Here is a 24,545-nt window from a genome sequence, read left to right on the forward strand (position 1 = left end):
TCCAAGACATCCAGCCTCGTGAATGCGCAAACTACTTTGCCAACGCCGGCTATGCTTCAGTCAAAACGTGAAACGCTCTAGTTTGCGGCCGATCAAGCATGGTGGAAGAACATGCCTCAAATCTGGATGACATACGACGAACTCGGCGCGCTTTGCGGCTGCGGCGCAATGGAGGCCCGGGATCGCGCCATTCATTTGTCGCTCGATCGTCGCAGGAGTCGCGACGGGGCGACGCGCGTCAAACTCGATCTGGCACTGACGGTCAAATTCCTCGCATCCGTTCGCGAGGCGGATTTCGATTTCGATTGCGCCATTGAAGCGCTGCGCGATACCCACCGGCAGATGGCCGAACTCCTGGCTCCTTCCGGGCTCCACAACAGGCGTGGGGTGGCTTGAGCCCGCTGCGCGTTCCGGCGCATGACCGTTTGCGAAGGCCAAGTCCCGCGACCGTTGCCCCGAAATGGGGGCGCATATCCACAGCCCCGGCGAGGCCGGCAGGAATGCTGGCATCGTCCTGCCATTCGACATGCGCAAAGCCCGATCAACGCAGTGCTGCGCTCACCGACGCGCAGGCGGCAGATCCGCTGGCCCGAAAATGGCGCCGAACATCCATGCGGCCGCGAATCCGGGCGGCGAGTTGCGCGGTCGGATGACGAAGCAGAGACCGCGCTAAAGCGCGATGCGATTAGGACGAATCGTCATCGCGCTTTAGGTTGTTGTTTAAGCATGATCTCCGCGCAAACGCGTTCCGCGTTTGTCGCGAGGGAAAACCGCTGCGCACTTTTCCGGATCATGCTTTAGGAAGGTGGTCTGGGCAGGAACGCCAGGATCATCTGGGCGAGCATGACGCCTACCGTGCCTCCCGCCGCCTTCTGCAGCACGTCGAGGAAGCCCGGATCCCGGTCCGGTATGAACGCTTGCATGAGCTCCAGCCCGAGAGCGACCGCTATCACGAGAGAGCAAGCCAAACCGAGCCGTCCAGGCAGAAGGAACGAAAGAAGGAAGCCGAGCAGCCCATAAGCGCTGAAGCGCTCGATCACGACAACCCAATAGGCCTCGTGATGCCCCATGAGCGCGGGTCTTCCCGCCAGCCTCGCCAGCGTGGCATAGGCGATCAGCGCAAGACAGATGCTCGCGGCTGCAATGAGGTGGTTCCTGCGCATGCGCCAACATACAACACTGGTCGCGCGTCTGGCTCGAAAGCGGAGAACATCGTTAAAGGCCATGGCCGCCTTCAATGGCCTGCTGGCACAAGCCTGTCTTCAGGGTGATACTCGGGCGGCTTAGCACCCTGCAGGGGAAGCAGATCTCTTCCCGTCACTACCGCGTTTCCGCAGTCAGGTCTTCTTGGCCGCCTTCGACTTCAACGAGAGACCCAGCCGCAACGCCATGCGCCTGATCGCATCAGGCGAGCGCCCGAGAGCTTTTGCCGCTTGTTCCAGCGAGGCTGAAGACTTGGCCAGCTCCATGAGCCGACGATCTTCCTTGAACGACCAGGGCCTGCGCGCCATAACCGAAATGATCCTCTCGTCGACACAACGACAAAGCCGCCAAGCGGACCCATGATCGCTCGACGGCTTTGCTTGGGTGGGGCCGGACCTTGGGGAAGCCCGGTGCGAGAGATGGATAAGCAAAGCGCGAGAATTCGCAACAAACAACGCGGATTAAGCTAACCTCTCAACCTTACCGGGATGAAGTTGGCGCATGACGCTCCGTATAACCACGGATGAGTTTCGCCAGCCAGCGTCGTCCGCGGTGGCCGCGAGATGCATTCACGTGCCGGAGGCATGTCGTGCAGATCGCAGCTCTGCCCGGCCACGGCGCGTTTCGTTGAGCCTGCTTGCCGATGTGAACAGGGGTTAACATCGCCGGCTGAGTTTAGCCGCCTCGATATCTTTCGCGGCTCGCATGGGTGGGCGTGGATGGCGTATTTGATTGCGTTGCCGGGTGCCACTTGCCTCCTCGTTCTGATCGCGTTCGTTCGCACCTTTGATCGGCGACTGAAAGAACTTCCAGGTCCCAGGATCATGAACGGGGCCCATTCAAACGATTGAACGGAGACACAACGCGCCTCGCGGGTCTTTCATCGATGCCCAGGGGCATCGCGTCCTGATCGGCCTGTCGCTGGAAGAGACGGCGGAGCTCGAAGCGCTGGATCTTGCACTGAACGAGACGGTGCAATTCGTATCGGAGATATGCGTCCGCGAAGGAGCCGTCCCGGCGGACGAAATCCGCTGGCGCGAGCTCCATTCCAGGCACGAAGGAACTCGGCAGGCGTGGATTGCACAAAGCCAGGCAGAGCGCACCCGAAATTCAGGCTTTGTTAACTATGCCTGACCGATGGTAGCCGCCTAAATCTCGAATGTGGGATGGCCCAAATGTTTCAGCTGTTCCTGAGAGCGCGCGCGCACAATCTTCTCGGCTCCCGCCGCGAGGACAAAGGTTTCAAAGCCCGCGCCGTCGAGCGCGATGCGGAGACCGACCGCGCGCGGATCGGTGCCGTCCTGGCCGCGATCGAAACAGCATTGCAGGAGGCGGAGAGGGAGCAGGCCGGGCTCAACCGCCGTGTCGACGATGCCCTCGCGCGTGCCTCCGTCACCTTCGGAAACGGCACCGATGAATATCTCGAGCGGGAGCCGCTCGACAATTATCATCAGGATCTCTTTGCGGCGGACATCTCGAACGGCCAGCGACGGCTCAAGGAATTGGCAAGCACCATTGCCCACTTGAAGTTCGTCAAGACCGCAATGCTCACGCGTTTCCCGGATTTCAAGTCGCCGCAACTCAACAGCTAGGGCGTGGACTCATAACGCGCAGCCAGCCATAGGCGGATAGATGCGAGTTGGACTAAGGCAAGGTAGTTTCCCGCAAGCCTGTCGTAACGCGTCGCCACACGACGACATTGTTTGAGCCTGTTGAAGAACCGTTCGACCTGGTTGCGAGCGCGGTAGAGATAGGGGCTGAAGCAGATCGGATGGCTGCGATTGCTTTCGGCGGGATGTTGGCCCACGCCCCCTTTTTCATAGCAAGCTCTCTGATCCAGTGGGCGTCATAGCCACGATCGGCAAGCAGGATCGATCCAGATTCTAGACGAGAGAGCAGTTTTCCTGCAGGTCGAACGTCGTAGGCTTCGCCGGGACTCAACGCCAATCGTACCGGCAAACCATTGCTATCGACCACCGCGTGGATTTTGCTAGTCAATCCGCCGCGTGATCTTCCCATCGATTGGCGCTGGTTCTTTGCGATGCAAGCTCCGTGCTCATGCACGCGGACAATCGAGGTGTCGATCATCCGGTGCAAATCAGACCTCCGCTTGTGGCCCATCGCTACCGTTAGTGCGTCGTGCCGAGAGGTCCGGAGCCGGGGGTAAACCGGTCGCGCCCGACCGCTGCTCAAAACGGCGCTTGTGACTCAATGCAGAAGTCGCTGAACCAATCATTGCCCGTAATCGTCCATCGGCACTTCACGCGCTTGTGTCCCTAGCAAGTCGCCATCTTCATTGAATTACGCTCGTAATTTTATATTATGACCGTAATGGCATTGAGCTGGACCGCTCTTGGGCGGCGGCCGGGTGCCGCCAAACAGCTCCTGGCGAGGATTTCATGGACGACACGACCACTGCCTCATCACGACAAACCGCAGATGTCAGCTCGCTTGGGCTCGCAGCCGCTGCAGCAGCGGTTCGCAACGGCGACATCACCTCCGAGGCCTACACCGCGGCCCTTTTGCAGCGCGCCCGAGCGCTTGCCGAACTGAACGCCTTCATCACTATCGACGAGGCGAAGGTGCTGGCGGCCGCGAGGGCCGCAGACAAGTTGCGTGCGGCCGGATCGGCGGCCCCGCTCCTTGGCATGCCGCTTGGGGTGAAGGACAGTTATTTGACGAAAGGGCTACCCACTAGTCTGGGAATCGAAAGTCTGGCTCATTTTGTGCCGCGCGCAGATGCCGACGCTGTCCGGGCCATTAGGGAGGCGGGCGCGTTGATCTTCGGCAAGAACAATCTTGTCGAGATGTCTTACGGCTTGACCGGTCACAACGCACGCTATGGTCAGGTGAAGAATCCGCACGCGCGGGATCACATGTCAGGGGGCTCCTCAAGCGGCTCCGCCGCATCCGTGGCTGCTGGACTCGTTCCCGCGTCCTTGGGCGGTGACACCGTGGGGTCCATTCGGGTGCCCGCATCGTTCTGTGGAGTCGTGGGCTTCAAGCCAACCACGGGGCGTTGGCCGCGCAACGGTGTTGCTCCGATCTCCCATACACTCGACACGACGGGCGTATTTGCCCGAAGCGTTGAGGACTGCATTCTGGTTGACGACGTCGTGACTGGCGAACAGGCTGCGGAGTCCCCAGAGGGCGACTACGGCTTGAAGGGAGCCCGGCTTGCCTTCGCCCCGCGACAGTTCCTGGATCTGGTTGACCCCGAAGTCGAGTCCCGATTCCGTGCGGTGGTGCGGCAACTGCAGGACGCCGGCGCCGAGGTCGTGGAAATGGACCTTGGCCACGATTTCAATTCCCTCGTCCAAACGGCGACATGGGGCATCTTCGCTCATGAGACGATGGGCGCGATTTCGGAGTTTCTTCGGCGCCACGCGCTTCCGACCACGTTTGAGGCCATTCACGAAAGCCTTAAGCCTCAGCTTCGGCAGGCGTGGGAGCACATCGTATTGCCAGGTGGTGCAGGTGCCACCTCCGCAGAGGCCTATCAGGTGGCGCTCAACGTGAGTCGGCCGGAAATTCAGCGTCGCCTCGACATGGCGTTCGTCGCTCATGGGGCGTTGGCCATTTTGCAACCGACCACGCCCTGCACGGCGCCTTCGATCGGGGAACAGGCGACCGTCCACATCGCGGGGCAGGACGTTAGCTACCTCGCTCTGGCGAACCACACCGTGTCGGCAAGCAGCGTGGGACTACCCGGTATCAGCCTTCCTGTCGGCCTGTCTCGCGCCGGGCTGCCGATTGGGCTCGAACTGGATGGCCCCCTAAGGAGTGATCAGCGGCTTCTAAACCTTGCCCGCGGTATCGAAGGCATCTTGGGTGCCAAGTCCGGTTCAACCTAGTGTCGTGGTTGCTTCGCGGGGCGAAGGGGTCCTGCAGACAGCGACAAAAGATTAGAGCATCACCAGATGTCCAATGCACTGCACTCAACGCGTGCCATTCCGGTCGAGCACGTTACCATCCGCTCAACAAAGCCCTTCGAGGACGTTCGAGCCAAGCTCGCGACCTTGGCGCCACGCATCGATGACGGGATATTCACTCTCTTGCGATACGGTGAAAGTGAGCGCGCGCTTCGAGAGTTGGAGGCATATCCGCCGCTCACTATTTTCGGGCAGCGTGACCACGGCGCGCTCCTAGCTGTTGCTGGGCTGACACGCCGATCCATCCAGTTTGATATCGGAAATCCGCTCACCGCATCCAAGATGACCCGCCATCGATTGTCGGCGGGGCTCTATGCACCCATTCGCGTCCTTCTGCGCGAGGATGAAGATGGCGGTGTCGCGTTTGAATATGATCGGCCGGCATCCGTGTTCAGTCAGTTTGGCAGCGAACATGTGAATGCAGTTGCCCAGCAACTTGATCGCGACCTCCAGGCCCTATTGGAAGCGGCCGCAGCTTAACGGATATTGATGGAGTGGAGAGAAGATGCGTTTCGAGAAAGGACACAAGGCAGCGACGCGACGACACATCATCGATGTAGCCTCGAAGTGCATACGCCAAGACGGTATCTCCGCCGCCGGGATCGCCGGGATCATGGGCGAGGCCGGACTGACCAAAGGCGCATTCTCTCCGCACTTCGAGTCTAAAGACGCACTCGTTCGCGAGGCGCTGGCGAGCGCGCTCAGCGACCAACAACATCGCCTCGATGAGGATCGGCGGACGGGCCTAGCCCTTGAGGGGGCGATCCGGAGATACCTCAACCGCGCTCACCTCGAAGACCCGGCGAACGGCTGCCCTTCGGCGGCGTTGCTCCCGGAAGTCGCCCGCCAGCCCCTGTCCACTCGGCAGGACTACGAGAAAGCGCTGCGAAGCTACGTTTCCTCGCTGGCTGCACTACTCCCGGGTGCCGACTCTGCAGCGAGCCGCCGTCGCGCGACCGCCATCTTCGGTCTCATGGTGGGCACCCTCCAGTTCGCGCGGGCCGTCCCCGACACCATCCAGGCAGAGCAGATCCTGGAAGGCGGCGTTGAGGCCGCGCTGCAGTTGGCGAGAGTTTGATCTTGCTAAGTTAGGAACGATGCAGCGGTGCGGGAAGATTTGTCACACCGCCGGAACGAGCCAACACTCCGGACGCCCACTAGCTGACCGCCGGCAATGTCTCCTTCTGGCCTAAAGCGAACATCCCTTGGTTAGCCGCCGATGTCCGCTGTTGGCGTCGAAGCTGATATCGCCTTCGGACCGCGCTGATTTATGAGTACACGCCCTAATATCGGGGATCTTGCTGCGCGCTCTGCGACCATCCTTCGAGACGCCCGCTTTGGGCGGGCTCCTCGGGATGAGGACGGACTGCGCGGCGGCAGTCTCGACGGGCACTGAACCCGGCTAGCCTCTTGCTGAGGAGGTGCGTAAGCGCCGTCTCGAAGGACGAGGCGAGCGCTCGGGCCGCCGCCGAGAGTCATATGCGATGGCCCTGCGGCACGGAGGCGCGACCGCGAGACGATTCGGCACCGCTTTGCCGTTTGGCGCTTCGATCCTTTTTGATATGGTTCCAACAAGCATTCACGGATTTGAAGGAGAGAAGAGGTGCCGGCCAAAAATCTGCGGACGTTGGTTGGATTGGCAGGTGTTTTGACGCTGGCCGCGCCGGCGACGGCTTCGGCCATCACCGCCGAAGTGGCGCGCGCATGCGATGCGGCGCTGGCCAAGGCCTTTCCGCCCAGACAAATCGGCAACCCCGCGGCGGGGAGCGCCAAGGGAACGGCCAAGGATCGCCGCGAATACCTCCAGAAATGCATCGCCAACAACGGCAAGGTCGACGACGTGCCGGCGGACGCGAAGGACAACAAGCCGGCAAAATAGGGGCGCTGCGGCTAAGGCATGATCCGGAAGAGTGCGCAGCGGTTTTCCCTCGCGACAAACGCGGAACGCGTTTGCGCGGAGATCATGCTCAAACAACAACCTGAAGCGCGATGACGATTCATCCCGATCGCATCGCGCTTTAGCGTCGGGGCGGAGGACAGGGCGAGTAGAACGCCCCGTTGGTCGCATCGATGCGTTCGACGCATTGATTGGGATCGGTGATCGTTCCGGCCACCGTGAAGTCGTAGCCCATGCCCTTGACCACGACGACGTAGCGGCCGGGAGCGAGCGCAAAGCCGTCTTGCTCCGGCTGCAGCAAAAGCATTCTCGGCTGGTCGTCGACCGGACCTACCTTGTAAGGGTAGGACATGCTGCGGATGACCCAGGAATCGCCGGCGCTGACCATGGCGGCTTTCCCGGTGGCATCGACGCCCATCGCCCGGGAGACTTTCGCGACCACCCGAACTTCGGTCCCGCTTGCATCGACACCTCCGTCGGGCCTGAACACGATGAATTTGACGTCGCCGTCCGTCAATGTGGTCACGCTCGGCGTGTTGATGGCTGCCGAGATCGCAACGCGCCGGTCCGGAATCTTGCCCGGCACCGGCTTGAGTTCATGGAGCTGCCCCTCGCTCAACGCGTAGACGCCGAACGTTGTCGGCAGAGGCATCGCGGGTTGTGCAGCTTGCGCCGGCTCCCTTGGGCTATCCGGCGTCCGTTCCACGGTCTTGGCCGGCGGGGGATTCGACACAGCACTCGGTTGAGGTTCCGGGCCTTTCAGTGCGCGCTCGGACGGAAGCGCCATCTGCGGCAATGCGGCCAGTTGTGGCCTCAGCCGTGGCCAAAACACAACCGCGGCGCCAGCGGCCGCGATGAGCAGGAGGATCGCGGTCAGTCGAAAGAGAGAATTGAAGGCGCCGCTCCGCTTGGGTTGGTCGAACGATCCTGACGGTGCGACAGAACGGCGCGACGGCTCCGCCGCCTTCGGGGCAGCTGGTGAAGCCGAGGCAGCCGGCGTTGGAATCGGCGGGGGAACAGGGACGTCGACTGGCGGGGAATTCGCCGCGAGGGCCGCGGCAGCCTTAGCCCGTGAGGACGTCTCGCTTCGCTCAAAGGACCGCTCGACCTCCCGAATGGCGTGTTCGAGAACTTGCTGGAGCTCGTGCGCCTCGCGCGCGTTGGCGTGGGTGAATTGTTCCAGGAGCCTGATGCGGGCCAACTCGTACACGACATCCCGCATCTGCCGGGGATCGTCGGAGATTTCGCGGATCCGTCCTGACAGCAGGCGGACAAGTCCGGCCTTGATTTCTTGCGCCTTCGAGGCGTTGGCTGCAGTGTCGCCGGGCTCGGTCATCAAGGTCGATCAACTAGCCCGGATACTGCTGTTTCGCTAGGCTTTTTCACCCCGGAGTTCCCCCGGCCGCGGTGGATGCTCTGTTGGATCCAATCTGCAAAGGTCCTGTGTGATCGTCTCGAAGAGCTTGCTTTTGGACAGAAACCTGTGACATTTCGCCCAGCTCCTCTTTCCGGTGTTTGACGATGCGCGTCATTTTGACAGCAATCATGCTTTTGGGCTTCCTGGTTCAGTCTGCTTCTGCGCAAGGGGTCAAGGATCAGCCCAACACCACCAGTTCCAGCATTGTGACGACACCTGTGAAAAAGACGCAGACCACCCAGGCTGCGTCTCGGCCAACTGCTGTCCGGAATGTGACGGGGAGCCTGCCTGCCGGAAGGGCAGCCCAAGGCGTCTGGAGGGATGGAAAGCTGATTGCCGTGCCTCGGTAAGGGTGCAAGTAACCGTGAAGCGGCCGTGAAGGAACGGTGTTCGCCTCCCTGACGTTCTTGCTCGGGAGATGTCGCATGAAACGATTGGTCTTGATCATACTGGCATTTGTCGCGCCAGCCGGCGCCTGGGCCCAGGGCGTCAATGACCCCTCGACGCCCAATCGCAACGTGATCATCGTCAATCCGTCGCAGCCATCACCCTCCACGGCGACACCAAATATTCCGAGTCGAATAGAGCCCCCCGTGACGAGGGGCGGATACGCCCGGCCCTATCACGGGAACAGAACCCGAGGCAGCGGATCAAGCCGTCGTTAGAGCATCCGCCTAGCTGAGTGAATCGAACACGCCGAAGGCGCGATGCGCGACTGCGGCTCGCTTTGAGCCACGCTAGTCTAGTCGCGCCGACCACTCTTCGGTCGCGTCGTGCGACAGGCTATTGCGGGTTGACTTCAACCTCGAGGGTCGATGTCCCGAGATGATGGACGTTCTTGCCCGAGATCAGCAGCGTGAACTTGTCGCTGCCATGCGTTTCGTTTCCTGCCGAATAGCGGAAGCCGGACCCGACTACGGTCAATTGTCCGCGTGATGGTCCGCTCACGACGGATACGTTGAAGATTTGCATGTACGACCAGCGCAGCCCCTGGATGCAGTCCGCCCCAGGGGCGATCGACATCGTCCATCTCACCGTATCCTCCGAAAAGGCAAACGGCGTCCGCTCCTTGATGCAGACGGGGCTCGCGTGAGCCACGAGGCCACACATGGCGGAAGCCGCCACGGCAACAACCAACAGCAATACCGGTCTTGCGCGCATTCGCGGCAACTCCACGAGCGGACGCCGAATTTGGCAGCGTGACATAACGAGGTCTTAGAACAAAGCTGCCCCCTAGGCAGATCACATCCGAATATCAGGTACATCGATTGTCCGGTCGGGCTCTCTCCGGATCATGCCATCTTGCCCCTGTTTTGCCCGACGAGTCAATTTAGCTTCGGAAAAGGCGTAACCCATTGATTCGACTGGTGCCGGCTACTGTGCATGGGGTTGTTTTTCGATTTTTATGGGCTCTGACAATTGTTGCAATTGGCCACCGCATAAGCTGAAGTTGCTGCGGCCTCTGGCTGCTGTCGGGCCCACCTTGGAGTCATCGGAGTGCGATCCACTCGCCGCAATTCCGTATCGGATCGCTGGATCCTGGGACGCGCGCCGCTCAGGGCGACCGCGGGCGCCGCTGTCGGATTGGCCCTCTATGTTGCCTGTCCGCTCTCATGCCTTGCTCAGGCCGAGCCGGAGCCGTCTCTCAACGACTATCTGCCACCAAGCGAGCCGGAAGTATCGCGCGACGAATGGCGGCAACGCATCGAGGACGCACGGCGACGTGCCAGGGAGGTCTCGCGCGAGCGGCGGGAGCATCCGGAACTCTACAAGCCGATTCCGGAGGACCCGGACCTTGTCGCGACCGAACGCCTGCTCAACGATGAAAGCCTGCAGCGAGGCGACATCGTCGCGACCAAGAAAGGCATGTTCGTCTACCAGGGCCGATCCGACCAACCGCGCCGCGATCAGGACTTTGTGCCCGTCAACCCGAAATCCGTGCGCTAAAGCATGATCCGGGAAAGTGCGCAGCGGTTTTCCCTCGCGACAAACGCGGAACGCGTTTGCGCGGAGATCATGCTTAAACAACAACCTGAAGCGCGATGACGATTCTCCTAATCGCATCGCGCTTTAACGAATTCGCTGCAGCCTCCGAAGCGATAGCAACAAGGCTGGAGCGGGCTCAGTACCGCTGCAAGATCTCGTTGAATTTGGGATCGGTCACTTTCGTGGTTTCGAGCAGCAGTGACTTGCCTTGCGCAGTTGCCTGCACGTAGGCCGCGATCAGCAGCGGCTCGTAGCGCGAGCGGCTGGCCAGCGCCGACCGGATGTCGGATTGCGCCAGGAGCTTGACCTCTTCATCGGTCGCCGCCGCGCTCGACGTCACGGTCCGGACGCGAGAGAAGGCAACGTCGATCGGCACCGCCCCGGTCAAGTAGGACATCTTCACCGCCGGCGTGACAATCTCGCCGGATTGGACCCGTAGCGTGCCGAGCGCGAGCCACAATGCGGGCCGGATCGGTGAAACTTTCAAGGCAGCCAGGACAGCGGCCTGGGCTGCCTTGTTTTCGCTGGCCCTGCCGCCCGCCTCGGTCGACGGACGTTGAATAACGTCAGCGGCCATCGCTGCCGCGTAGTTCGCGAGCAGGTCGCCATCCCATGAAAACGCGGCCAAACGAGCGGCGGCTGCAAGCTTCGCCTTGTCGGGCGGAACCTCGCCCGAGAACAAATCGCCGGCGCGAAAGTTCGGCCGTATCAGATCGCCGTAGAACGCCATGCCGGCGTAAAGCGCCAGCACGATTGCGATGCAGATGCCGACGACGCGAAGCAGGATCATGCGGTTCATGGAGGAATTGGCGAGGCTTGTGCGGGCGGGCCCGACGGCGGGACCGAGGTCCAGCCAGAACCCTTTAGATTGCCAGCAGACTATCGCCCTGGATCGTCAGCAGCGTCAAGTTTCCGGTCGCGTAGGCACCGGTGTCGATGTTGATGCGGTTCGGGCGGATATCGGGCGCGCTGACCGGCGTGTGGCCGTGCACGACATACTTGCCGAAGCGCTCCTCGGAGGCCAGGAATTCCTCGCGGATCCAGAGCAGATCCTCATCCTTTTGGCGATCGAGCGCGATGCCCGGCTTGACGCCGGCATGGACGAAGAAGAAGTCGCCGCAGGTGAAGGACGAGGGCAATTGCTGCAGGAAAGCGAGGTGCTCGGGCGGCAGCGCGCGTTTCAATCCCGCGATCAGTTCGACCTGCTGCTCCGCGGACGGATTCATGGTCGGGGTGATGCCGTAGGAGACCAGCGTCAGGAGGCCGCCATAGTGGCGCCACTCCTGCAGGCGGGCGGGGTCCTTGAGGACCTCGAGCAGGAAGACCTCGTGGTTGCCCTTCAGACAAACCGTCTCGTGCGATTTCGAGCGTTCGATCAAGAGATCAAGGACGGCGCGCGAGTCCGGGCCGCGGTCGACATAGTCTCCGAGAAAGACCTGAATTGCGCGTTCGGGGGCCGAGCGGGCAAGGTCGGCGTCGATGACGGTTAACAGCGATTGAAGCAAATCGGCGCGGCCGTGCACGTCGCCGATCGCATAGACGCGAACGCCGTCGGGGAGCCGAGGCTTGATCTTCTTTCGAAAGCGTGAGGAAAGGCCCATCGGGTCGGTCGAATCGCATCCAGCGTCACGAGCGGAACGTCGTGACCGCTCTTAGCAGAACATGTCACACATCGGTATTCTTAATTGTTTGCGACCGATTGGCCCGCATTTTGATTAAAGGATCGCGCGGCCTTTGAGCCGTATTTCAAGATCTCTCGCGTAGCGTCTCCCCCAACAAGAACGGGGAGCGCGACATGCGCAAAGTTGTGAAGTTTCTGGCGGCCGTGGCCGCTGTTGTTGTTGCTGTCGGGGCGCAGCAGAGCGCGGAAGCCGCCTTTGTCGGCGCGCCCTTGGGGCTGCGAGGTGCCATCCAGTACATCAAGTTCGACCAGCCGACGCTGGCGCCGATGGCGTTCACGCTGTTTTGCCTGAAGTACAAGGACGAGTGCAAGCCGCGGCCACAGCAGATCGTGTTCAGGGGCGGTCGCTTGAAGCTCACACCCCAGCGGCTGGCCCAGATGCAAGAGGTCAACCGGCAGGTCAATGCCGCCATCCGTCCCGAGGCCAATCTGGAAGGACTGCGCGGCGAGAAATGGCTGCTGCATCCGGCGAGCGGCGACTGCAACGACTACGCCGTGACAAAACGCCACGAGTTGATCGCCAGGGGTTTTTCGGCGCGCTCTGTACTGCTGAGCGAGGTCGTGACCACCTGGGGCGAGCATCATCTCGTGGTCGTGGTCCGGACCTTCTCAGGCGATCTCGTGCTGGACAATCTCTCCGGCCACATCATGCCCTGGTCGAAGAAATCCTATCGCTGGGTCCGCATCCAATCGCCCAAGAACCCGAACTACTGGGCCGCACTCGGCGATCGCGCCGTCTGAGACAGGCCGGGCTTCATCGTGAGGACTGGCTGACGCTCTGCGACAGCCCGAGCCCCACGATCACCGAAAGGCACAGAATTGCTGCCGGGCGCAGCAATCCTGCGCCTGCGAAGCTCTGGACGAGAGCAAACAGAACACAGGCCGCGGCCGCCGCGGGAAAGAACGAGTCGCGCCCGCGCCGCAGAGCGCCGACGAACAGGCGGACCAAAGCGATCAGGCTCGCCGCTATCATGGCCGCCAGGCCAATCCATCCCATCCCTGCAAAGACGGCCATGGCCGCCGAGGGCGCGGTCAAGACAGCTCCGGCGTCGCTCAGATAGATCCTGCCCACCGCGGCAAAGGTCCCGGCACCAGCGCCGAACCAGCGTGTGTCGGCCAACATGTGCTCGAGGGCGGCCTTGGTCTCGGCTCCCATCTCCGGGGCGAGCCGCATCAGGACCGGTCCGGAGCTCTTCTCGAAGAGGAAAGTCAGGACGATCGCCGCGCCGATCAGGGCTGCCACCGACAATGCGCTCGCGGCCAATGGTGACAGGTCCAGTCTGCGGATGACGAGGATCAGCAGCATCAGCACAACGCCAAAAGCCGCTGCGATCGCGCTGTTCGTTCCGGAAAACCCAGAGATCGCGGCGGCGCTGACCAAAGCTCCGACCAGGCCGCAAAGGCCGATCGCGACCGATCGAAGCACCGAGTGATGCGTTTCGGCACGTTCAGCGGCGAGCTGCATGACCGCCAGATTGAGCATGAGGCCGAAGCCGGCCAAGGTCGTCGTGAGGTCATGGGGCACGTCTGCGGCAAGCGCCGGCAACAGCCGATGCAAGTCCAGCATCAACGCTGAGACCGCGGTTACTCCGCTCAGCACAAAAAGGATCAGCTGGGCACGGCTGCGGTTGCGCACCACCAGGACGGTGACGCCAAGCAATGAGATCGCCGCAAGCGCCAGCAGCAGCGCGTTCACGGTCGAGCCGATATCGGCTGTGATCGGCCCGAGCGGCAGGCCGCCGAGGACGTCGTGAGCGCTGGCCCAGATCGGATGCGCCCAGCGCAGCGGAAGCGGGACGAGTTGGGCTGCGATACACAGCGGAATGGCGGTCAGGATCCACCGGCTCCACGAGGTCGCGCGAACATAGTGATCGTGGCCGGCCTTGCGCGTGCTCGATGCGGCCGCCAGCAAGCTCAGTGCTGCGGCCATCGTCGCGAGCTGTGGAGCGAACTTGGCGCCGGCGATTTCGAGAGCGGAAGCGGAAACGATGCAAACGATGAGGGTAAAATAAGCGAGGGACAAACGGCGCTCGGAGTCCTGAAACGGTCAGGTCACCATACAAGCGAGCGGTGGGTTTTCAAGCAGAGGTCTTCGCGGGCCAAACGAGCATGGCTTTTGCACGCCCTGCGAACGGCTCGTGGCAGCGTCAGCCCGGCGTCGTCAGCGCACGGACTTGACCGGGCGGGCGAATACGCGCCCGGCACGCGCGGCAGCAAGGCCAAAGCGGGCCCCTGACCCGAAGAGATAGCCGCCCTGCAGGGCAATGGCTGCGAACACCATGCCTTTCAGGCTCTCGACCACCGTCAGATCGACCATCAAGCCGACCGGGACGGCGGTGAGCAACATGACGAAGATCAACGGCAGAAGCACAAGGACGCGGAAACGCTGCCCCAGCACGGCACCGACGAGAAAGCTGAAAATCAAAAACGCGGTCATCCGAAACACTCTCCGTGCTCCGGACCCTAGGTTCCCCACCCTAAAAAGACCCTTAAGTTGTATGGCTAAATTTAGCCTATTGGCCGCAATTTGCCAGCAGCGAATGATAGGCCTCTCGCAGCCCGTTCAGGGCGACCACGCCCTTGATCTCGCTGTCGCCTTCGCTGACCGCCACGGACAGCGAGGCCGCTGTCTGCCACTTGCCGGCGGCAAAGGCGGAGACCTCGTCGGGGAGCAGCACGGTAGCGCCTGCGGCCGCCATGCGGGCGTCGAAGGTCAAGGTGCCGCCGCCGGTCGCGGCGATCGTGACCTTGGGCCTGCTCCGCGGCGGGAAGGGACGGATCAGGGCCACCAGCACGTCGATCTTGCCCTTTGGCGCACAGCGGACGATCAGGCCGGCAAAGTCCGGGTCTGACTGGGCCGTATTCGCGGTCTTCGTGATGGCGGCGAAGCTCTCGCCGTCCCTGGCCCCCTGGGCCCGGGTGAATTTCCAGACGGAGGAGGGGGCCGGGTGGGCGATCGCGGCAATTGGCGCTTCGCGACACGAGAATTCTGCGCGGCCAGGGCAGGGGGCGGCAGCGCTCCACGGACGATCAGCGGCGCCGAGGAGGGAACCTGCCAACAGCGGGATCAAAAGGAGGTCAGACACGGGAGTCCTATCTTTAATGGACCCGGCCTTAGCAAAGGGCGACGCCTCCGCCCGACATGCCGGGCCCCAAGTTGCGTATTTTGCTCGCGGGCCGCGCACACGAAATACAACAAATAGTCACAAAGGCTTAAACCCGGCCCCAAAGAGTGGCTTGCAGGCAACAGTAGCCGGCGGATCGCACGGTTAACCACCTGGAACCCTTGTCGCACCATCCCCCAGGCCGTACCAATTTACGCCAATTGGGGACTCTCGGGCGCGATTCATGTCATCTATTGCCAAGACCTATGTTTTGAAGCCGGCGTTTCTGGCGATCGCTTTAGCGCTCGGAGCCTGTTCGACCAATCCGGGATCGGGCCCGCTGACGGACGACGTCAACAACAAGGTCCAGACTGAGAATGCGCCGGCCTATGAGCTTGTGCCGCTCAATCCGGCGACCGTAAAAATCCTGCACACCCATGAGCCCAAGGGGCTCGCCGGCATGTTCACCGATCGCCGCCCGCCCGCCAGCATCGTGTTCGGCATCGGCGACGTGGTCAGCGTCACCATCTTCGAAGCCGCGGCCGGCGGTCTGTTCATCCCGGCGGAAGCCGGCGTCCGTCCGGGCAACTTCGTGACCATCCCGGATCAGGCGGTGGACAATGACGGCTTCATCACGGTGCCCTATGCCGGCCAGGTCAAGGCCGCGGGGCTGACGGCAGTCCAGATCCAGCGCTCGATCATCGACAAGATCGGCAACCGCGCCATCGAGCCGCAGGCGGTCGTGGCGATGTCCTCGCAGCGCACCCAGCTCATCAGCGTGCTCGGTGAAGTCAATTCGCCGGCGCGTTATCCGGCGAGCGCGGCGGGTGCGAAGGATCGCGTGCTCGACGCGATCACCCGCGCCGGCGGCATCAAGGGCCAAGGCTTCGAGACCTGGGTCATGCTGGAGCGCGGCGGCAAGCGGGCGACCGTGCCGTTCGAAAATCTCGTGATGGCGCCCGAGAACAACGTCTATGTTCGCCCGGATGACAGCATCTACGTCTATCGCGAACAGCAGAAGTTCCTGGCGTTCGGTGCCAGCGGGCAGAGCGGCGAGTTCAACTTCGATGCCTGGCGCATCAACCTCGGCGAAGCCGTCGGCAAGGCCGGCGGTCTCTTGGATGGCCAAGCCGATCCGGCCGCGGTGTATCTGTATCGCCGCGAGCCGCGCGAAGTCGCTGCCCAGCTCGGCATTGACGTGAGCAAGTACACGTCGGAGACGATCCCGGTCATCTTCAACGTGAACTTCCGCGACCCGGGCGGCTTCTTCCTCGCCACCAAGGTCATGATGAAGAACCAGGACATCATCTACGTCTCGAACTCGCGCAACGTCGAAGTCGCCAAGTTCCTGACCTACCTGCGTGTGATCATGGCGACCGGCAGCGATGCCGTGAACCTCGCCAACGATGCCCTGATCTTCCGCAACAACATCAAGACGGCGCCGTAAGACGCCGACTTGATCGACCAAAGACGATGGCACCGGGGCTTTGTCCCGGTGCCATTTTCGTTTAGCAATCGAAGCGGTTCTGCTGCGGCTATGCGTTCAGGATTTGGATCAAGACGCGACTGAGCGCGGCGCGCCGGTCATCGCTCACCCCGCAGCGTTGCAAGGGGCTTCATGCGCTTTCGAACGTTTCGCCGTCTTCTGGCTCTGGGTCCTGTTGCCTTCGTCCTTGCACCGGTCGGGCCGGGGCTCGGCGCTGCCGCAGAGAAGGGCGTCCGCCACCGCATCGATGTGATGGTGTCCGCCGAGCCCGATGCTCCCGTGCTGTCGCGCCTCAAGGGCGCCAAGGGCGAGCTGTCCTTGACCGTCCGTCTCTCGGCGAACTCCAAAGAGAGCAAGTTCTTCGGCATGCTGCGCCCGTCTTTTCCCGATATCGTCGTTCCCGATGGCGCGGGCAAACCGCTGGTGCGACAGACCAAGCTCTGGGAGGAGGATGTCTGCCATCAGCGCCGCGGCCTGCCGAAGGTCACGGCGACCCAGCTCGGCGGGCATTTTGCGGATGGCGAGGGGCGGATCGAGATCTCCGCCCTCAACCGGCACATCGGTCTTCTGGTCCCGCCCGACGAATTAACCCCCGGAATAAAACTCGATCCCGGGAGCGATAGCCTTGGGGCATTCTATGCCTTCCGGGCGCAGACCCGGAACAGCCGCCTGAATGTGGATCTCAAGATCTATTCAATCGATTGCCCTCTTGAGTCCAGGCAAGGCAGTTGATGCGAACGACGACCGTTGCGGCTGACGGTTCATCGAAAGTCCGAGCCCGCAAATCCGAACAGAACCGGGCAAGGAGCAATCAGCCTCGGCAAACGGGCTCATTGCTTCCCGGCTGATCCGCTCCCGACGCGCTATCGCGCTGCGTGCGTGTCGTACCAGCCAGCTGGGGGAAAGTCCGGGAAGCGGTAATCCTTTCGCCCGGCCGCGCGTACCAGCACTGCCTGAATCCCGCCAAGCATGCGGAACACACTCTTTCGCCCCTGGAAGATGCCTGCGTCTCCCGCCAGCGTATAGCCGCGGAAGATCCCCTTGTAGACCTCGAGCGCTTCGAACATGTCCATCCACCGCCCGGGCAATTCGTTGCCGAACAGTCCGCTGCTGCCGTGTTCGAATCTGTGCGACTGGAAACAGCCTTCGGTCGCCGGCTGAGGCGGCTCCTGCAGGGAGACGAGGCTTTGATCCACAATCTTGTACTTGGAATAGCCCAGGCTCCTGAGCAGTTCGAACTCCCTTACGAGATCATTCCAGTTCTTCTTCTCGGACTCGATCGACACAAATCGCGGGGGTTCGGAAATATTCTCGAGCGACGACAACGCGTCAAGATCGTTCCCTTCGATGTCGATCTTGCAATATCTGGGAATGCCGTGGTCGCGCATGATATCGGCCAGCCGCTCGGCCTTGACTGTTATCTTTTGCACGCTCGCTGCGCCCAGCATCTGGTTTCGCTTGACCCACTCGAGATTGGCCGTTCCCCAGACCGAGTGCTCCGTGTTGACGTAGAAGTCGATATTCCCCGGCGTCTTGGCGACGGCCAGGTTGAGGATCTTCAGTTGCCCTGCTGCCACCTGCTGGGAAAACTGCTGGCCAAGTGCGGTACAGAATTCCGGCACAGCTTCGATGGCAACGACCTTGAATCCCTTTTTGAGATAGAACCCAGTGTCTTCACCCTTATGGGCGCCGAGATCGTAAATGAGGTTTTCATCAATCATGATTTTCGTGCTCGTGTCCAGGTTGTGATGAGCGTAGCGGTCGCAATGCGTTTCTAGCGGCGGAAAGACAATATGTTGGTTGGATGAATTGATCCGGCAATCAAGTCCGCCACTGCAGCCATGTTTCCGGCGAGCCTGCCTCGATAGTCGATCATCGGATGCTCGCGAAGCGAGCGCAGCGCATTGGACGCGAGCGCTCGCGTCCAAAAGTATGCGCATTTTCCGAGGGTAATTGTTCCTTTGCGCGCAAGGTAGAGCGGATTAGCGAGTTGCGAGTAGCCATATTTGTAGCCACTGACCCGTCCAGACTTTGACCCAAGATGCACACCGATCAAGTTCGAATCTCGATAGATGTCCGAGAACTTCCTGATCTGTCCGGAAAAATCCGTATCCTCCAGCCAGCCATAGAGCGGCAGATTCTCGTCGAATGCACATTGGTCGAAGACTGTCGCTCTGAAAGCCATATTGCAGCCGTACAGTCCTTCCTTCCACTTGCTGTATCCGATCTGATCGCTCGCCCGAGGCTGCGCCAGCGCATCCAAAGCCTGCTCTTCGGTGATTGCGATGCTGCCTCTTGCCCCGTCCATGATCACCGCTCCCGTAATGGCGAGGACCTGTGGACTGGCCGCAAACAGCGCTTCGCACTTCTGCAGCCAATCGGCTGCAGGCCTGAAGTCATCGTCGAAAAAGACAATGATCTTCGCAAGCCAGGCCTCGGGAGTGCTCGTCCTCTTGGCCGTTTGTATGCCGTGGTTTCTCTGCGACGTCAGTCCCGGCCGAGGAGAAACCAGCCGGTGCACGCCGAGATCATTCGGGACGGCCGCACCACCGGGCAAGTCCTTGGGTTCAGCGCCCACAAGCATGACGCTGTCAGGCGCGCGTTCCTGAAGTCGAAGCTGGTCTAGAAGAACTTGAACGTCCGTCGGTCTGCCGCGTGTCGCTAAGATGACGTCAATATTCAATTTACCCTCGCAAAGAGACGGCCAGCAACGCCGGTCGTCTGACATAAGAACTTCGTGGAAACGTTCGATCACAAGCAGGAATTCTCCCGTAAACAGTCTGCCGGCAATTGGCGACGCGGGGCTTCTCAAGCCTGGAGATGCGGTGCGGGCGAAGCACTACCGGACCACGTTGCCGAAATCCAGCGTAGATGATTGAAATTGGGACCGTCCAGCCCCTTCATCGGATGAGATCCGCGCTTGGGGTGAGCCGCCCTGTTAACAAACTCGAGGCTGCGTGGATCGGGAAGCATTGCGGAGCAGGGCCGGCAGAATGTTCTACCTCGTGACTGTGCTCCCGGACGAGTTGACGGCGGAAATTAACCTCTGTAGGCGGGGTACGGTTCAGAATGGATCATCCACCGCCGCCTCTTCCGAGTGCGGCACTTGCTGGACGCCTGCGGGATCATCCGCTCTAATGTATTCTCCACTGGGGGGCGTCAGACGAAAGCGATGGGCCGTGTTTCGATGAACATTCGCTGGTCGGCTGATCTCGTAGCCAGCTGTGTACTGTTCTTTGTTGTAGCAAGCGCGCCGTTCCCGTTCGGGTCGACCAACAATGTGGCCATTGCCTTCTGGTGCGCTTGTCTGGGAATCGCGTTGATATTTGCGCCGACGAGGGCCTTGCGTCGTCCCCATCTCTGGATCATCGCCGGCATCTTCATTGTTGTTGCGGCTTACGGGGGCGTGCTGCACGAACAACTGTCCGACAGCCCGTGGATTGCGCCATATCATCCGATCTGGAAGCAGCTCGGCTCGCTGTTCGATTCAGCCGTTGCGCCATCGGCCTCGATTGTCAGGCATGAAGCTTTCTTTGCTCTGGGCGCGCCGCTTGCAAACATTCTGGCCATTCTGGTGGGGCTTGTCATTGGCGTCGATGCGAGGCGTGCACGCCAGATCATGCTGGTGATTGCGCTCTCAGGCAGCTTCTACGCTGCGTATGGCGTGCTCTCGTTCCTCATCGAACCGACCATGATTCTGTGGCGCGACAAGACCGCCTATCTCAGCAGCGTCACCGGTACGTTCATCAACCGCAATACCGCGGCTGCCTATTTCGGCTCATGTGCCGTCATCTGGATGCTTCTGATTCTTACGGACGTGCGCCGCCACCTTCCCGGACGACGCTTCAGGTGGAGCAATCTCTCCCGCGATCTGGCCAAAATTCCGCAGGCTTTGATCGCTCTGAAATTCGCCGCACTCCTGATCTGCGTCATGGCGATGTTCATGACCGGCTCGCGGGCGGGCGTGGCTGTTTCGCTCCTCTCCATGATCTTCGTCTTTGTCGTTTTCCTGCGGAAGGACCTTCCGCCGCGCACCGGCGTCTGGATGGCATTGGCGGCCGCCGTTTTGGTAGCTCTCGTTCTCCTGGAATTGCTCGGTGGTCGTGTCGTGAGCCGCTTCGACAGCCAGGGGCTGACCGATAGCGGCCGGCTGGAGGGGTGGAAGTCCTCGCTGCGCATCATCGCCGATAATCCCTGGTTCGGCACTGGGATGGGGACTTTCCAGTCGGCGTTTCCGCCCTTCCGCAGCCCGAATATTTCCATGCGCGGCACTTGGAATGCAGCCCATTCGACCCCTCTGGAGGTCGCTTTGGAGGCCGGAATTCCGATGACGCTGCTCCTGTCGGCCGGTTGGGCGGTGATGCTCACAGTGCTCGCGCGCGGGGTGTTCAGCCGAAAGCGTGACGCTTCGATTCCCCTGGCAGCCATCGGCATCGCACTGCTGGCGTTGCTCCATTCCAGCCTCGATTTCACGTTGCAGATACCGGGCTACAGCATCCCCTTCTTTGCGCTCTTCGGGGTCGGTCTGGCGCAATCCTTCCACTCCGGCGAGGGGAGCGTTGAGCCGCAAGGGACTGCGGCAAATGCGCTGCCGACCCGCGCTCGCACCTCGGGATCGCCAAAACAGTCCTCTTTCCAGGCACTTGAGCCTTAACTATTCCTTTAGAATTGGTGGACAGGGCTGCCTCTTTGGACTATTTTCCCATCGTTTTCGTTCCAGCCATTGAGGCAAACTCGTTGTTGAGGAAATTATGAACCTTGTCAGGTTTACGGTTCGAGCCGTAGCGGTGATTGCGGTCGCAAGCTCGATATCCTCCGCTGCCAGCGCGGCTGTTTATCCGCCCAGCCGGCAACTGCAGGCTCAAATCATCTCCGAATTCAAGGGATCTCCTGCAACGCTTTTGCAGCAATATCCTGATGGCGGTCCGCAGTTGATTTCGCGCGTCCGAGACCTCGGAGCGTCGGATCCGACGACGGTGCCGGGTCTGATCGAATTGTTGAAGAACCCGGCGACAACGAAGGATCAGTTGCGCGCGATCGTCGCAGGTCTTGCCCAGGTGGCCCGCATGGCGGCACAGACCGATCAGGCGTTTGCCAATGAAATTCAGGCCGCCGTCGCCGGAACGAACAATCCGGACGTGATTGCAGCCTATCAGGCCGCGACCGGCGACGTTGCAATCGCTGCGGCGGGCGGCGGTGGCGGTTCCGGTGGTGGTGGCCCAACGACCGGCTCCGGGTTTGCCTTTGGTGGCAGCGGCTCCGGTGCCCAGAGCTTTGGTGGCCTGCACTACCCGAACAGTGCGACGACTTATTCGGGTTCGGTGACTCCCTCGACCGCTTATCCGGCGGTCAGTCCGACGCAATAACGTCCGGGCCTCTTGCGCCGGCATCCCTTAGAGAAAATAAACCAAGGCAGCGTGTCACGCGCTGCCTTTGGTCTTCTGCGATGACTCGCACGATATATTGCCCGTGAAGCACCTGGGTGCGTCCATGCGTCGATGACTGTGCGTGATTTGCGGATACGTGAAATCACGTCGCCGCGCGCTTGTCGGCCCAAGTACGGGCATTGATTGATTTCAGGAATTACCGGATGTTGCAGCTGAACAAGTCCACCTCGGAGATCAATCGCGAATTCGCCGAGACTCAAGGCTCCCCATTTCAATCGCTGACTTTGCATTTGGATGTCATCCGGCATCAGTTCCCGACAATTGTCGCGATCCTATCCGCCTCCGTGATCTTGGCACTTCTCTATCTTTTTACAGAAGCTCCGCAATTCACCTCCACGGCTTCGATCGTCATCGACACTCGCAAAGTACAATTGTTTCAACAGCAATCGATGCTCGGTGATGTGGCCCCCGACTCCGCGTCGGTGGAAACGCAGGTCGAAATTCTCAAGTCCGAGAACATCAGCCTGGCGGTCATTCGTGACTTGCACCTGACCGAAGATCCGGAGTTCCTCGGCAGCGGCGGAAGCTTGATCGGGTCGATCGGCAATTTCTTTTCCGATCTGTTTTCCAGCGGCCGTGCCGGTTCCGAATTCAGATTGCAGCGCAAGGCTCTGCAGCGCTTTGAGAACAATCGTACCATCAAGCGCCTCGGTCTCACATACGTCATGGAGATTGGCTTCACGTCGCGTGATCCCGCGAAGGCGGCGCAGATCGCCAATGCGATCGCTGACGCCTACATCGTTGACCAGCTGGAAGCCAAGTACCAATCGACGCGTCGTGCCAGCGTCTGGTTGCAGGATCGCATCAAGGAGTTGCGCGCTCAGGCATCCGCGGCACAGAAGGCGGTCGTCGATTTCAAGACGGCCAACAACATTGTCGATACCGGCGGTCGCTTGATGAACGAGCAACAGCTCGCCGAAGTGAACAGCCAGCTGGTTGGGGCACATGCTTCGACGGCCGAGGCCAGGGCGCGGCTGGACCGCATCAACGATATCCTGAAGCGCGAAATCCCGGATGCGGCGGTGGCGGATGCTCTTCGGAACGAAACCATCGTCAAGCTGCGGGGGCAGTATGTCGACATGGCCGCCAAGGAAGCGATCTGGTCGGCCAAGTATGGCCAGGATCATCTTGCCGCGGTGAACCTGCGTCGCCAGATGGACGAGATCAAGCGTAACATCGTCGACGAGCTCAAGCGCATTCAGGAATCTTACAAGAGCGACTATGATATCGCCGTCACGCGCGAGGACAGCATCAAGGCCAGTTTGGCCACGGTGGTTTCGGAGTCCCAGCTGACGAATCAGGCGCAGGTTCGGCTACGCGAGCTCGATAGCAATGCGCAGTCGTACCAGGCGATGTACGATAATTTCCTGCAGCGCTACATGGAATCCGTCCAGCAGCAATCCTTCCCGATCAGTGAAGCGCGTGTGATCAGTGCAGCAACGACACCGCTGGTCAAGAGCTATCCAAAGACTCTTGTCGTGCTGGGCGTGGCTCTTTTCGGCGGCCTGGTGCTGAGCTTCGTCCTGGCGATCGTGCGTGAAATGATGGACCGGGTGTTCAGGACGACCCAACAGGTCGAAGAGGTGCTCGGTGCGAGTTGCATAGCGCTGCTGCCGACGGTGAACGCAGCTGCGACCAAGGACGCCGGGGCGAAATTGCTGCGTTATGTCGTTGATCATCCTCTCTCGCGCTTCTCCGAAGCGGTGCGCTCGACGAAGGTGGCAGTCGATCTAAACTCGATTGTTCGAGAGAACCGCGTGCTGGCGTTTACGTCGACTCTTCCGAATGAAGGCAAGAGCACGCTGTCTGCCAACCTTGCGCAATTGATGGCCCATGGCGGTGCGCGCGTTCTCCTGATCGATTGCGACCTCCGCAATCCCTCGCTCTCACGCGCGCTGACGCCCGACGCGGAGTCTGGTTTGGTCGAGATCCTCGCGCATAAGGCCAAATTGGAGCAAGCGTTGACGGTTGATGCGCAAACGGGGCTCTCGATTCTGGCTGCAGGTACGACCTCCAAGCTTCTTCATACCAACGAGATATTGGCATCCAAGATGATGCACGGCCTGATCGGTGAGCTGAGGGACAAGTTCGACTACATCGTGCTCGACATGCCGCCCATGGCGCCGGTAGTGGACGTGCGCGTGACGTCGACTTTCGTTGACTCCTACATATTCGTCGTGGAGTGGGGCAAGACCCTGATGGATGTCGTCAGGCACAATCTGCGTGGTTCTCAGGAAATCCAGGACAAGTTGCTCGGCGTCGTTCTCAACAAGGCAGATACGAAGCGCCTTGCTCGCTACGAGTCCTATCACAGCCGTTACTATTACAAGAAGAACTATGCCCGTTACGGCTACGTCGACTAGCATGGGCGAGGTTTGGCGGAAATGTTGCA

The 24,545-nt window shown here is 61.0% G+C and carries 25 protein-coding genes and 1 pseudogene; 14 read left to right on the forward strand and 12 right to left on the reverse strand.

Translation table 11 applies throughout. The features are described from left to right. Positions 1–111: 111 nt before the first annotated feature. Positions 112–396, forward strand: coding sequence for a hypothetical protein (locus XH87_RS28290; RefSeq protein WP_271589768.1), 285 nt, complete (start codon positions 112–114; stop codon positions 394–396). A gap of 64 nt (positions 397–460) precedes the next feature. Continuing rightward, on the forward strand, positions 461–673 hold the full coding sequence (locus tag XH87_RS36855; RefSeq protein ID WP_442868318.1) for a CHRD domain-containing protein: 213 nt from the start codon (positions 461–463) through the stop codon (positions 671–673). Between the two features lie 124 nt (positions 674–797). Here the strand turns inward: XH87_RS36855 and XH87_RS28300 are convergent, their stop codons facing one another. Further along, positions 798–1,163, reverse strand: coding sequence for a VanZ family protein (locus XH87_RS28300; protein WP_035700148.1), 366 nt, complete (start codon positions 1,161–1,163; stop codon positions 798–800). Between the two features lie 174 nt (positions 1,164–1,337). Then, a complete protein-coding gene (locus XH87_RS28305; protein WP_271589769.1) occupies positions 1,338–1,511 on the reverse strand; it encodes a hypothetical protein in 174 nt (57 codons plus the stop codon). 867 nt (positions 1,512–2,378) lie between these two features. Between XH87_RS28305 and XH87_RS28310 the strand changes: the two genes are divergently transcribed. Then, the gene (locus tag XH87_RS28310) at positions 2,379–2,795 is read left to right on the forward strand and encodes a hypothetical protein (RefSeq protein WP_271589770.1); all 417 of its coding nucleotides are present in this window, start codon (positions 2,379–2,381) and stop codon (positions 2,793–2,795) included. Here the strand turns inward: XH87_RS28310 and XH87_RS28315 are convergent. Next, positions 2,792–3,294, reverse strand: a pseudogene (locus tag XH87_RS28315) (IS5 family transposase); the annotation flags it as partial. The gene XH87_RS28310 and the pseudogene XH87_RS28315 overlap by 4 nt on opposite strands. 308 nt (positions 3,295–3,602) lie before the next feature. Here XH87_RS28315 and XH87_RS28320 point away from each other — a divergent pair. The 4 genes from XH87_RS28320 (at position 3,603) to XH87_RS28335 (ending at position 7,014) form a co-directional block, all read left to right on the forward strand. Further along, positions 3,603–5,057, forward strand: coding sequence for an amidase family protein (locus XH87_RS28320; RefSeq protein ID WP_271589771.1), 1,455 nt, complete (start codon positions 3,603–3,605; stop codon positions 5,055–5,057). A 66-nt stretch (positions 5,058–5,123) separates the two neighbouring features. Continuing rightward, positions 5,124–5,615: a DUF302 domain-containing protein gene (locus tag XH87_RS28325; protein ID WP_271589772.1), complete on the forward strand. Its 492-nt coding sequence runs from the start codon at positions 5,124–5,126 to the stop codon at positions 5,613–5,615. A gap of 25 nt (positions 5,616–5,640) precedes the next feature. Continuing rightward, positions 5,641–6,213: a TetR/AcrR family transcriptional regulator gene (locus XH87_RS28330; RefSeq protein WP_225114680.1), complete on the forward strand. Its 573-nt coding sequence runs from the start codon at positions 5,641–5,643 to the stop codon at positions 6,211–6,213. A gap of 525 nt (positions 6,214–6,738) precedes the next feature. Then, the gene (locus tag XH87_RS28335) at positions 6,739–7,014 is read left to right on the forward strand and encodes a hypothetical protein (RefSeq protein ID WP_271589773.1); all 276 of its coding nucleotides are present in this window, start codon (positions 6,739–6,741) and stop codon (positions 7,012–7,014) included. A gap of 139 nt (positions 7,015–7,153) precedes the next feature. Here the strand turns inward: XH87_RS28335 and XH87_RS28340 are convergent, their stop codons facing one another. After that, the gene (locus XH87_RS28340) at positions 7,154–7,684 is read right to left on the reverse strand and encodes a hypothetical protein (RefSeq protein WP_271589774.1); all 531 of its coding nucleotides are present in this window, start codon (positions 7,682–7,684) and stop codon (positions 7,154–7,156) included. A 1,548-nt stretch (positions 7,685–9,232) separates the two neighbouring features. Next, positions 9,233–9,610 (reverse strand): Ig-like domain-containing protein, encoded by a 378-nt coding sequence (locus XH87_RS28345; RefSeq protein WP_035700139.1) that lies wholly within the window; start codon positions 9,608–9,610, stop codon positions 9,233–9,235. Positions 9,611–9,946: 336 nt separating this feature from the next. On the opposite strand from XH87_RS28345, the gene XH87_RS28350 reads away from it, so the two are divergent. Then, entirely contained in the window at positions 9,947–10,396 is a 450-nt protein-coding gene (locus tag XH87_RS28350) for a hypothetical protein (protein ID WP_271589775.1), read from the forward strand. A gap of 175 nt (positions 10,397–10,571) precedes the next feature. Here XH87_RS28350 and XH87_RS28355 read toward each other — a convergent pair whose 3' ends face one another. Together XH87_RS28355 and XH87_RS28360 are read right to left on the reverse strand one after the other, a co-directional pair. Continuing rightward, positions 10,572–11,186 carry a hypothetical protein gene (locus tag XH87_RS28355; RefSeq protein WP_271589776.1) on the reverse strand — a complete coding sequence of 205 codons (615 nt, stop codon included), beginning with the start codon at positions 11,184–11,186 and terminating at the stop codon, positions 10,572–10,574. Between the two features lie 112 nt (positions 11,187–11,298). After that, entirely contained in the window at positions 11,299–12,036 is a 738-nt protein-coding gene (locus XH87_RS28360) for a metallophosphoesterase family protein (RefSeq protein ID WP_035700136.1), read from the reverse strand. 194 nt (positions 12,037–12,230) lie between these two features. On the opposite strand from XH87_RS28360, the gene XH87_RS28365 reads away from it, so the two are divergent. Further along, complete coding sequence (locus XH87_RS28365) at positions 12,231–12,857, forward strand: transglutaminase-like cysteine peptidase (protein WP_035700134.1); 627 nt, start codon at positions 12,231–12,233, stop codon at positions 12,855–12,857. A 13-nt stretch (positions 12,858–12,870) separates the two neighbouring features. Here the strand turns inward: XH87_RS28365 and XH87_RS28370 are convergent, their stop codons facing one another. From XH87_RS28370 to XH87_RS28380, 3 genes are all read right to left on the reverse strand, one after another. Continuing rightward, positions 12,871–13,812, reverse strand: a complete 942-nt coding sequence (locus XH87_RS28370; protein ID WP_271589777.1) for a hypothetical protein — start codon at positions 13,810–13,812, stop codon at positions 12,871–12,873. A gap of 465 nt (positions 13,813–14,277) precedes the next feature. Next, the gene (locus tag XH87_RS28375; RefSeq protein ID WP_271589778.1) at positions 14,278–14,553 is read right to left on the reverse strand and encodes a hypothetical protein; all 276 of its coding nucleotides are present in this window, start codon (positions 14,551–14,553) and stop codon (positions 14,278–14,280) included. A 76-nt stretch (positions 14,554–14,629) separates the two neighbouring features. Then, on the reverse strand, positions 14,630–15,175 hold the full coding sequence (locus tag XH87_RS28380; protein ID WP_271589779.1) for a hypothetical protein: 546 nt from the start codon (positions 15,173–15,175) through the stop codon (positions 14,630–14,632). A 289-nt stretch (positions 15,176–15,464) separates the two neighbouring features. On the opposite strand from XH87_RS28380, the gene XH87_RS28385 reads away from it, so the two are divergent. Further along, entirely contained in the window at positions 15,465–16,667 is a 1,203-nt protein-coding gene (locus XH87_RS28385) for a polysaccharide biosynthesis/export family protein (RefSeq protein WP_271589780.1), read from the forward strand. Positions 16,668–16,958: 291 nt separating this feature from the next. Continuing rightward, complete coding sequence (locus tag XH87_RS28390) at positions 16,959–17,438, forward strand: hypothetical protein (protein WP_271589781.1); 480 nt, start codon at positions 16,959–16,961, stop codon at positions 17,436–17,438. A gap of 131 nt (positions 17,439–17,569) precedes the next feature. On the opposite strand, the gene XH87_RS28395 is transcribed toward XH87_RS28390, so the two are convergent. Next, the gene (locus XH87_RS28395) at positions 17,570–18,427 is read right to left on the reverse strand and encodes an FkbM family methyltransferase (RefSeq protein ID WP_271589782.1); all 858 of its coding nucleotides are present in this window, start codon (positions 18,425–18,427) and stop codon (positions 17,570–17,572) included. A gap of 53 nt (positions 18,428–18,480) precedes the next feature. After that, the gene (locus XH87_RS28400) at positions 18,481–19,461 is read right to left on the reverse strand and encodes a glycosyltransferase family 2 protein (protein WP_271589783.1); all 981 of its coding nucleotides are present in this window, start codon (positions 19,459–19,461) and stop codon (positions 18,481–18,483) included. A gap of 432 nt (positions 19,462–19,893) precedes the next feature. On the opposite strand from XH87_RS28400, the gene XH87_RS28405 reads away from it, so the two are divergent. From XH87_RS28405 to XH87_RS28415, 3 genes are all read left to right on the forward strand, one after another. Beyond that, a complete protein-coding gene (locus XH87_RS28405; RefSeq protein ID WP_271589784.1) occupies positions 19,894–21,360 on the forward strand; it encodes an O-antigen ligase family protein in 1,467 nt (488 codons plus the stop codon). 97 nt (positions 21,361–21,457) lie between these two features. Further along, positions 21,458–22,072 carry a hypothetical protein gene (locus XH87_RS28410; RefSeq protein WP_271589785.1) on the forward strand — a complete coding sequence of 205 codons (615 nt, stop codon included), beginning with the start codon at positions 21,458–21,460 and terminating at the stop codon, positions 22,070–22,072. A gap of 224 nt (positions 22,073–22,296) precedes the next feature. Continuing rightward, positions 22,297–24,516: a polysaccharide biosynthesis tyrosine autokinase gene (locus tag XH87_RS28415; protein ID WP_271589786.1), complete on the forward strand. Its 2,220-nt coding sequence runs from the start codon at positions 22,297–22,299 to the stop codon at positions 24,514–24,516. Positions 24,517–24,545 lie beyond the last annotated feature (29 nt).

Origin of the sequence: Bradyrhizobium sp. CCBAU 53415 (genome assembly GCF_028128735.1) — a bacterium.
Lineage (GTDB): Bacteria > Pseudomonadota > Alphaproteobacteria > Rhizobiales > Xanthobacteraceae > Bradyrhizobium.

Coding starts and splice junctions, on each gene's coding strand:
- XH87_RS28330 (WP_225114680.1), top strand. CDS start 5,641: ATGCGTTTCGAGAAAGGACACAAGGCAGCGACGCGACGACACATCATC.
- XH87_RS28390 (WP_271589781.1), top strand. CDS start 16,959: ATGGTGTCCGCCGAGCCCGATGCTCCCGTGCTGTCGCGCCTCAAGGGC.
- XH87_RS28345 (WP_035700139.1), bottom strand. CDS start 9,610: ATGCGCGCAAGACCGGTATTGCTGTTGGTTGTTGCCGTGGCGGCTTCC.
- XH87_RS28405 (WP_271589784.1), top strand. CDS start 19,894: ATGAACATTCGCTGGTCGGCTGATCTCGTAGCCAGCTGTGTACTGTTC.
- XH87_RS28385 (WP_271589780.1), top strand. CDS start 15,465: ATGTCATCTATTGCCAAGACCTATGTTTTGAAGCCGGCGTTTCTGGCG.
- XH87_RS28375 (WP_271589778.1), bottom strand. CDS start 14,553: ATGACCGCGTTTTTGATTTTCAGCTTTCTCGTCGGTGCCGTGCTGGGG.
- XH87_RS28310 (WP_271589770.1), top strand. CDS start 2,379: ATGTTTCAGCTGTTCCTGAGAGCGCGCGCGCACAATCTTCTCGGCTCC.
- XH87_RS28365 (WP_035700134.1), top strand. CDS start 12,231: ATGCGCAAAGTTGTGAAGTTTCTGGCGGCCGTGGCCGCTGTTGTTGTT.
- XH87_RS28415 (WP_271589786.1), top strand. CDS start 22,297: ATGTTGCAGCTGAACAAGTCCACCTCGGAGATCAATCGCGAATTCGCC.
- XH87_RS28305 (WP_271589769.1), bottom strand. CDS start 1,511: ATGGCGCGCAGGCCCTGGTCGTTCAAGGAAGATCGTCGGCTCATGGAG.
- XH87_RS36855 (WP_442868318.1), top strand. CDS start 461: ATGGGGGCGCATATCCACAGCCCCGGCGAGGCCGGCAGGAATGCTGGC.
- XH87_RS28325 (WP_271589772.1), top strand. CDS start 5,124: ATGTCCAATGCACTGCACTCAACGCGTGCCATTCCGGTCGAGCACGTT.
- XH87_RS28360 (WP_035700136.1), bottom strand. CDS start 12,036: ATGGGCCTTTCCTCACGCTTTCGAAAGAAGATCAAGCCTCGGCTCCCC.
- XH87_RS28320 (WP_271589771.1), top strand. CDS start 3,603: ATGGACGACACGACCACTGCCTCATCACGACAAACCGCAGATGTCAGC.
- XH87_RS28290 (WP_271589768.1), top strand. CDS start 112: ATGCCTCAAATCTGGATGACATACGACGAACTCGGCGCGCTTTGCGGC.
- XH87_RS28395 (WP_271589782.1), bottom strand. CDS start 18,427: ATGATTGATGAAAACCTCATTTACGATCTCGGCGCCCATAAGGGTGAA.
- XH87_RS28300 (WP_035700148.1), bottom strand. CDS start 1,163: ATGCGCAGGAACCACCTCATTGCAGCCGCGAGCATCTGTCTTGCGCTG.
- XH87_RS28340 (WP_271589774.1), bottom strand. CDS start 7,684: ATGCCTCTGCCGACAACGTTCGGCGTCTACGCGTTGAGCGAGGGGCAG.
- XH87_RS28410 (WP_271589785.1), top strand. CDS start 21,458: ATGAACCTTGTCAGGTTTACGGTTCGAGCCGTAGCGGTGATTGCGGTC.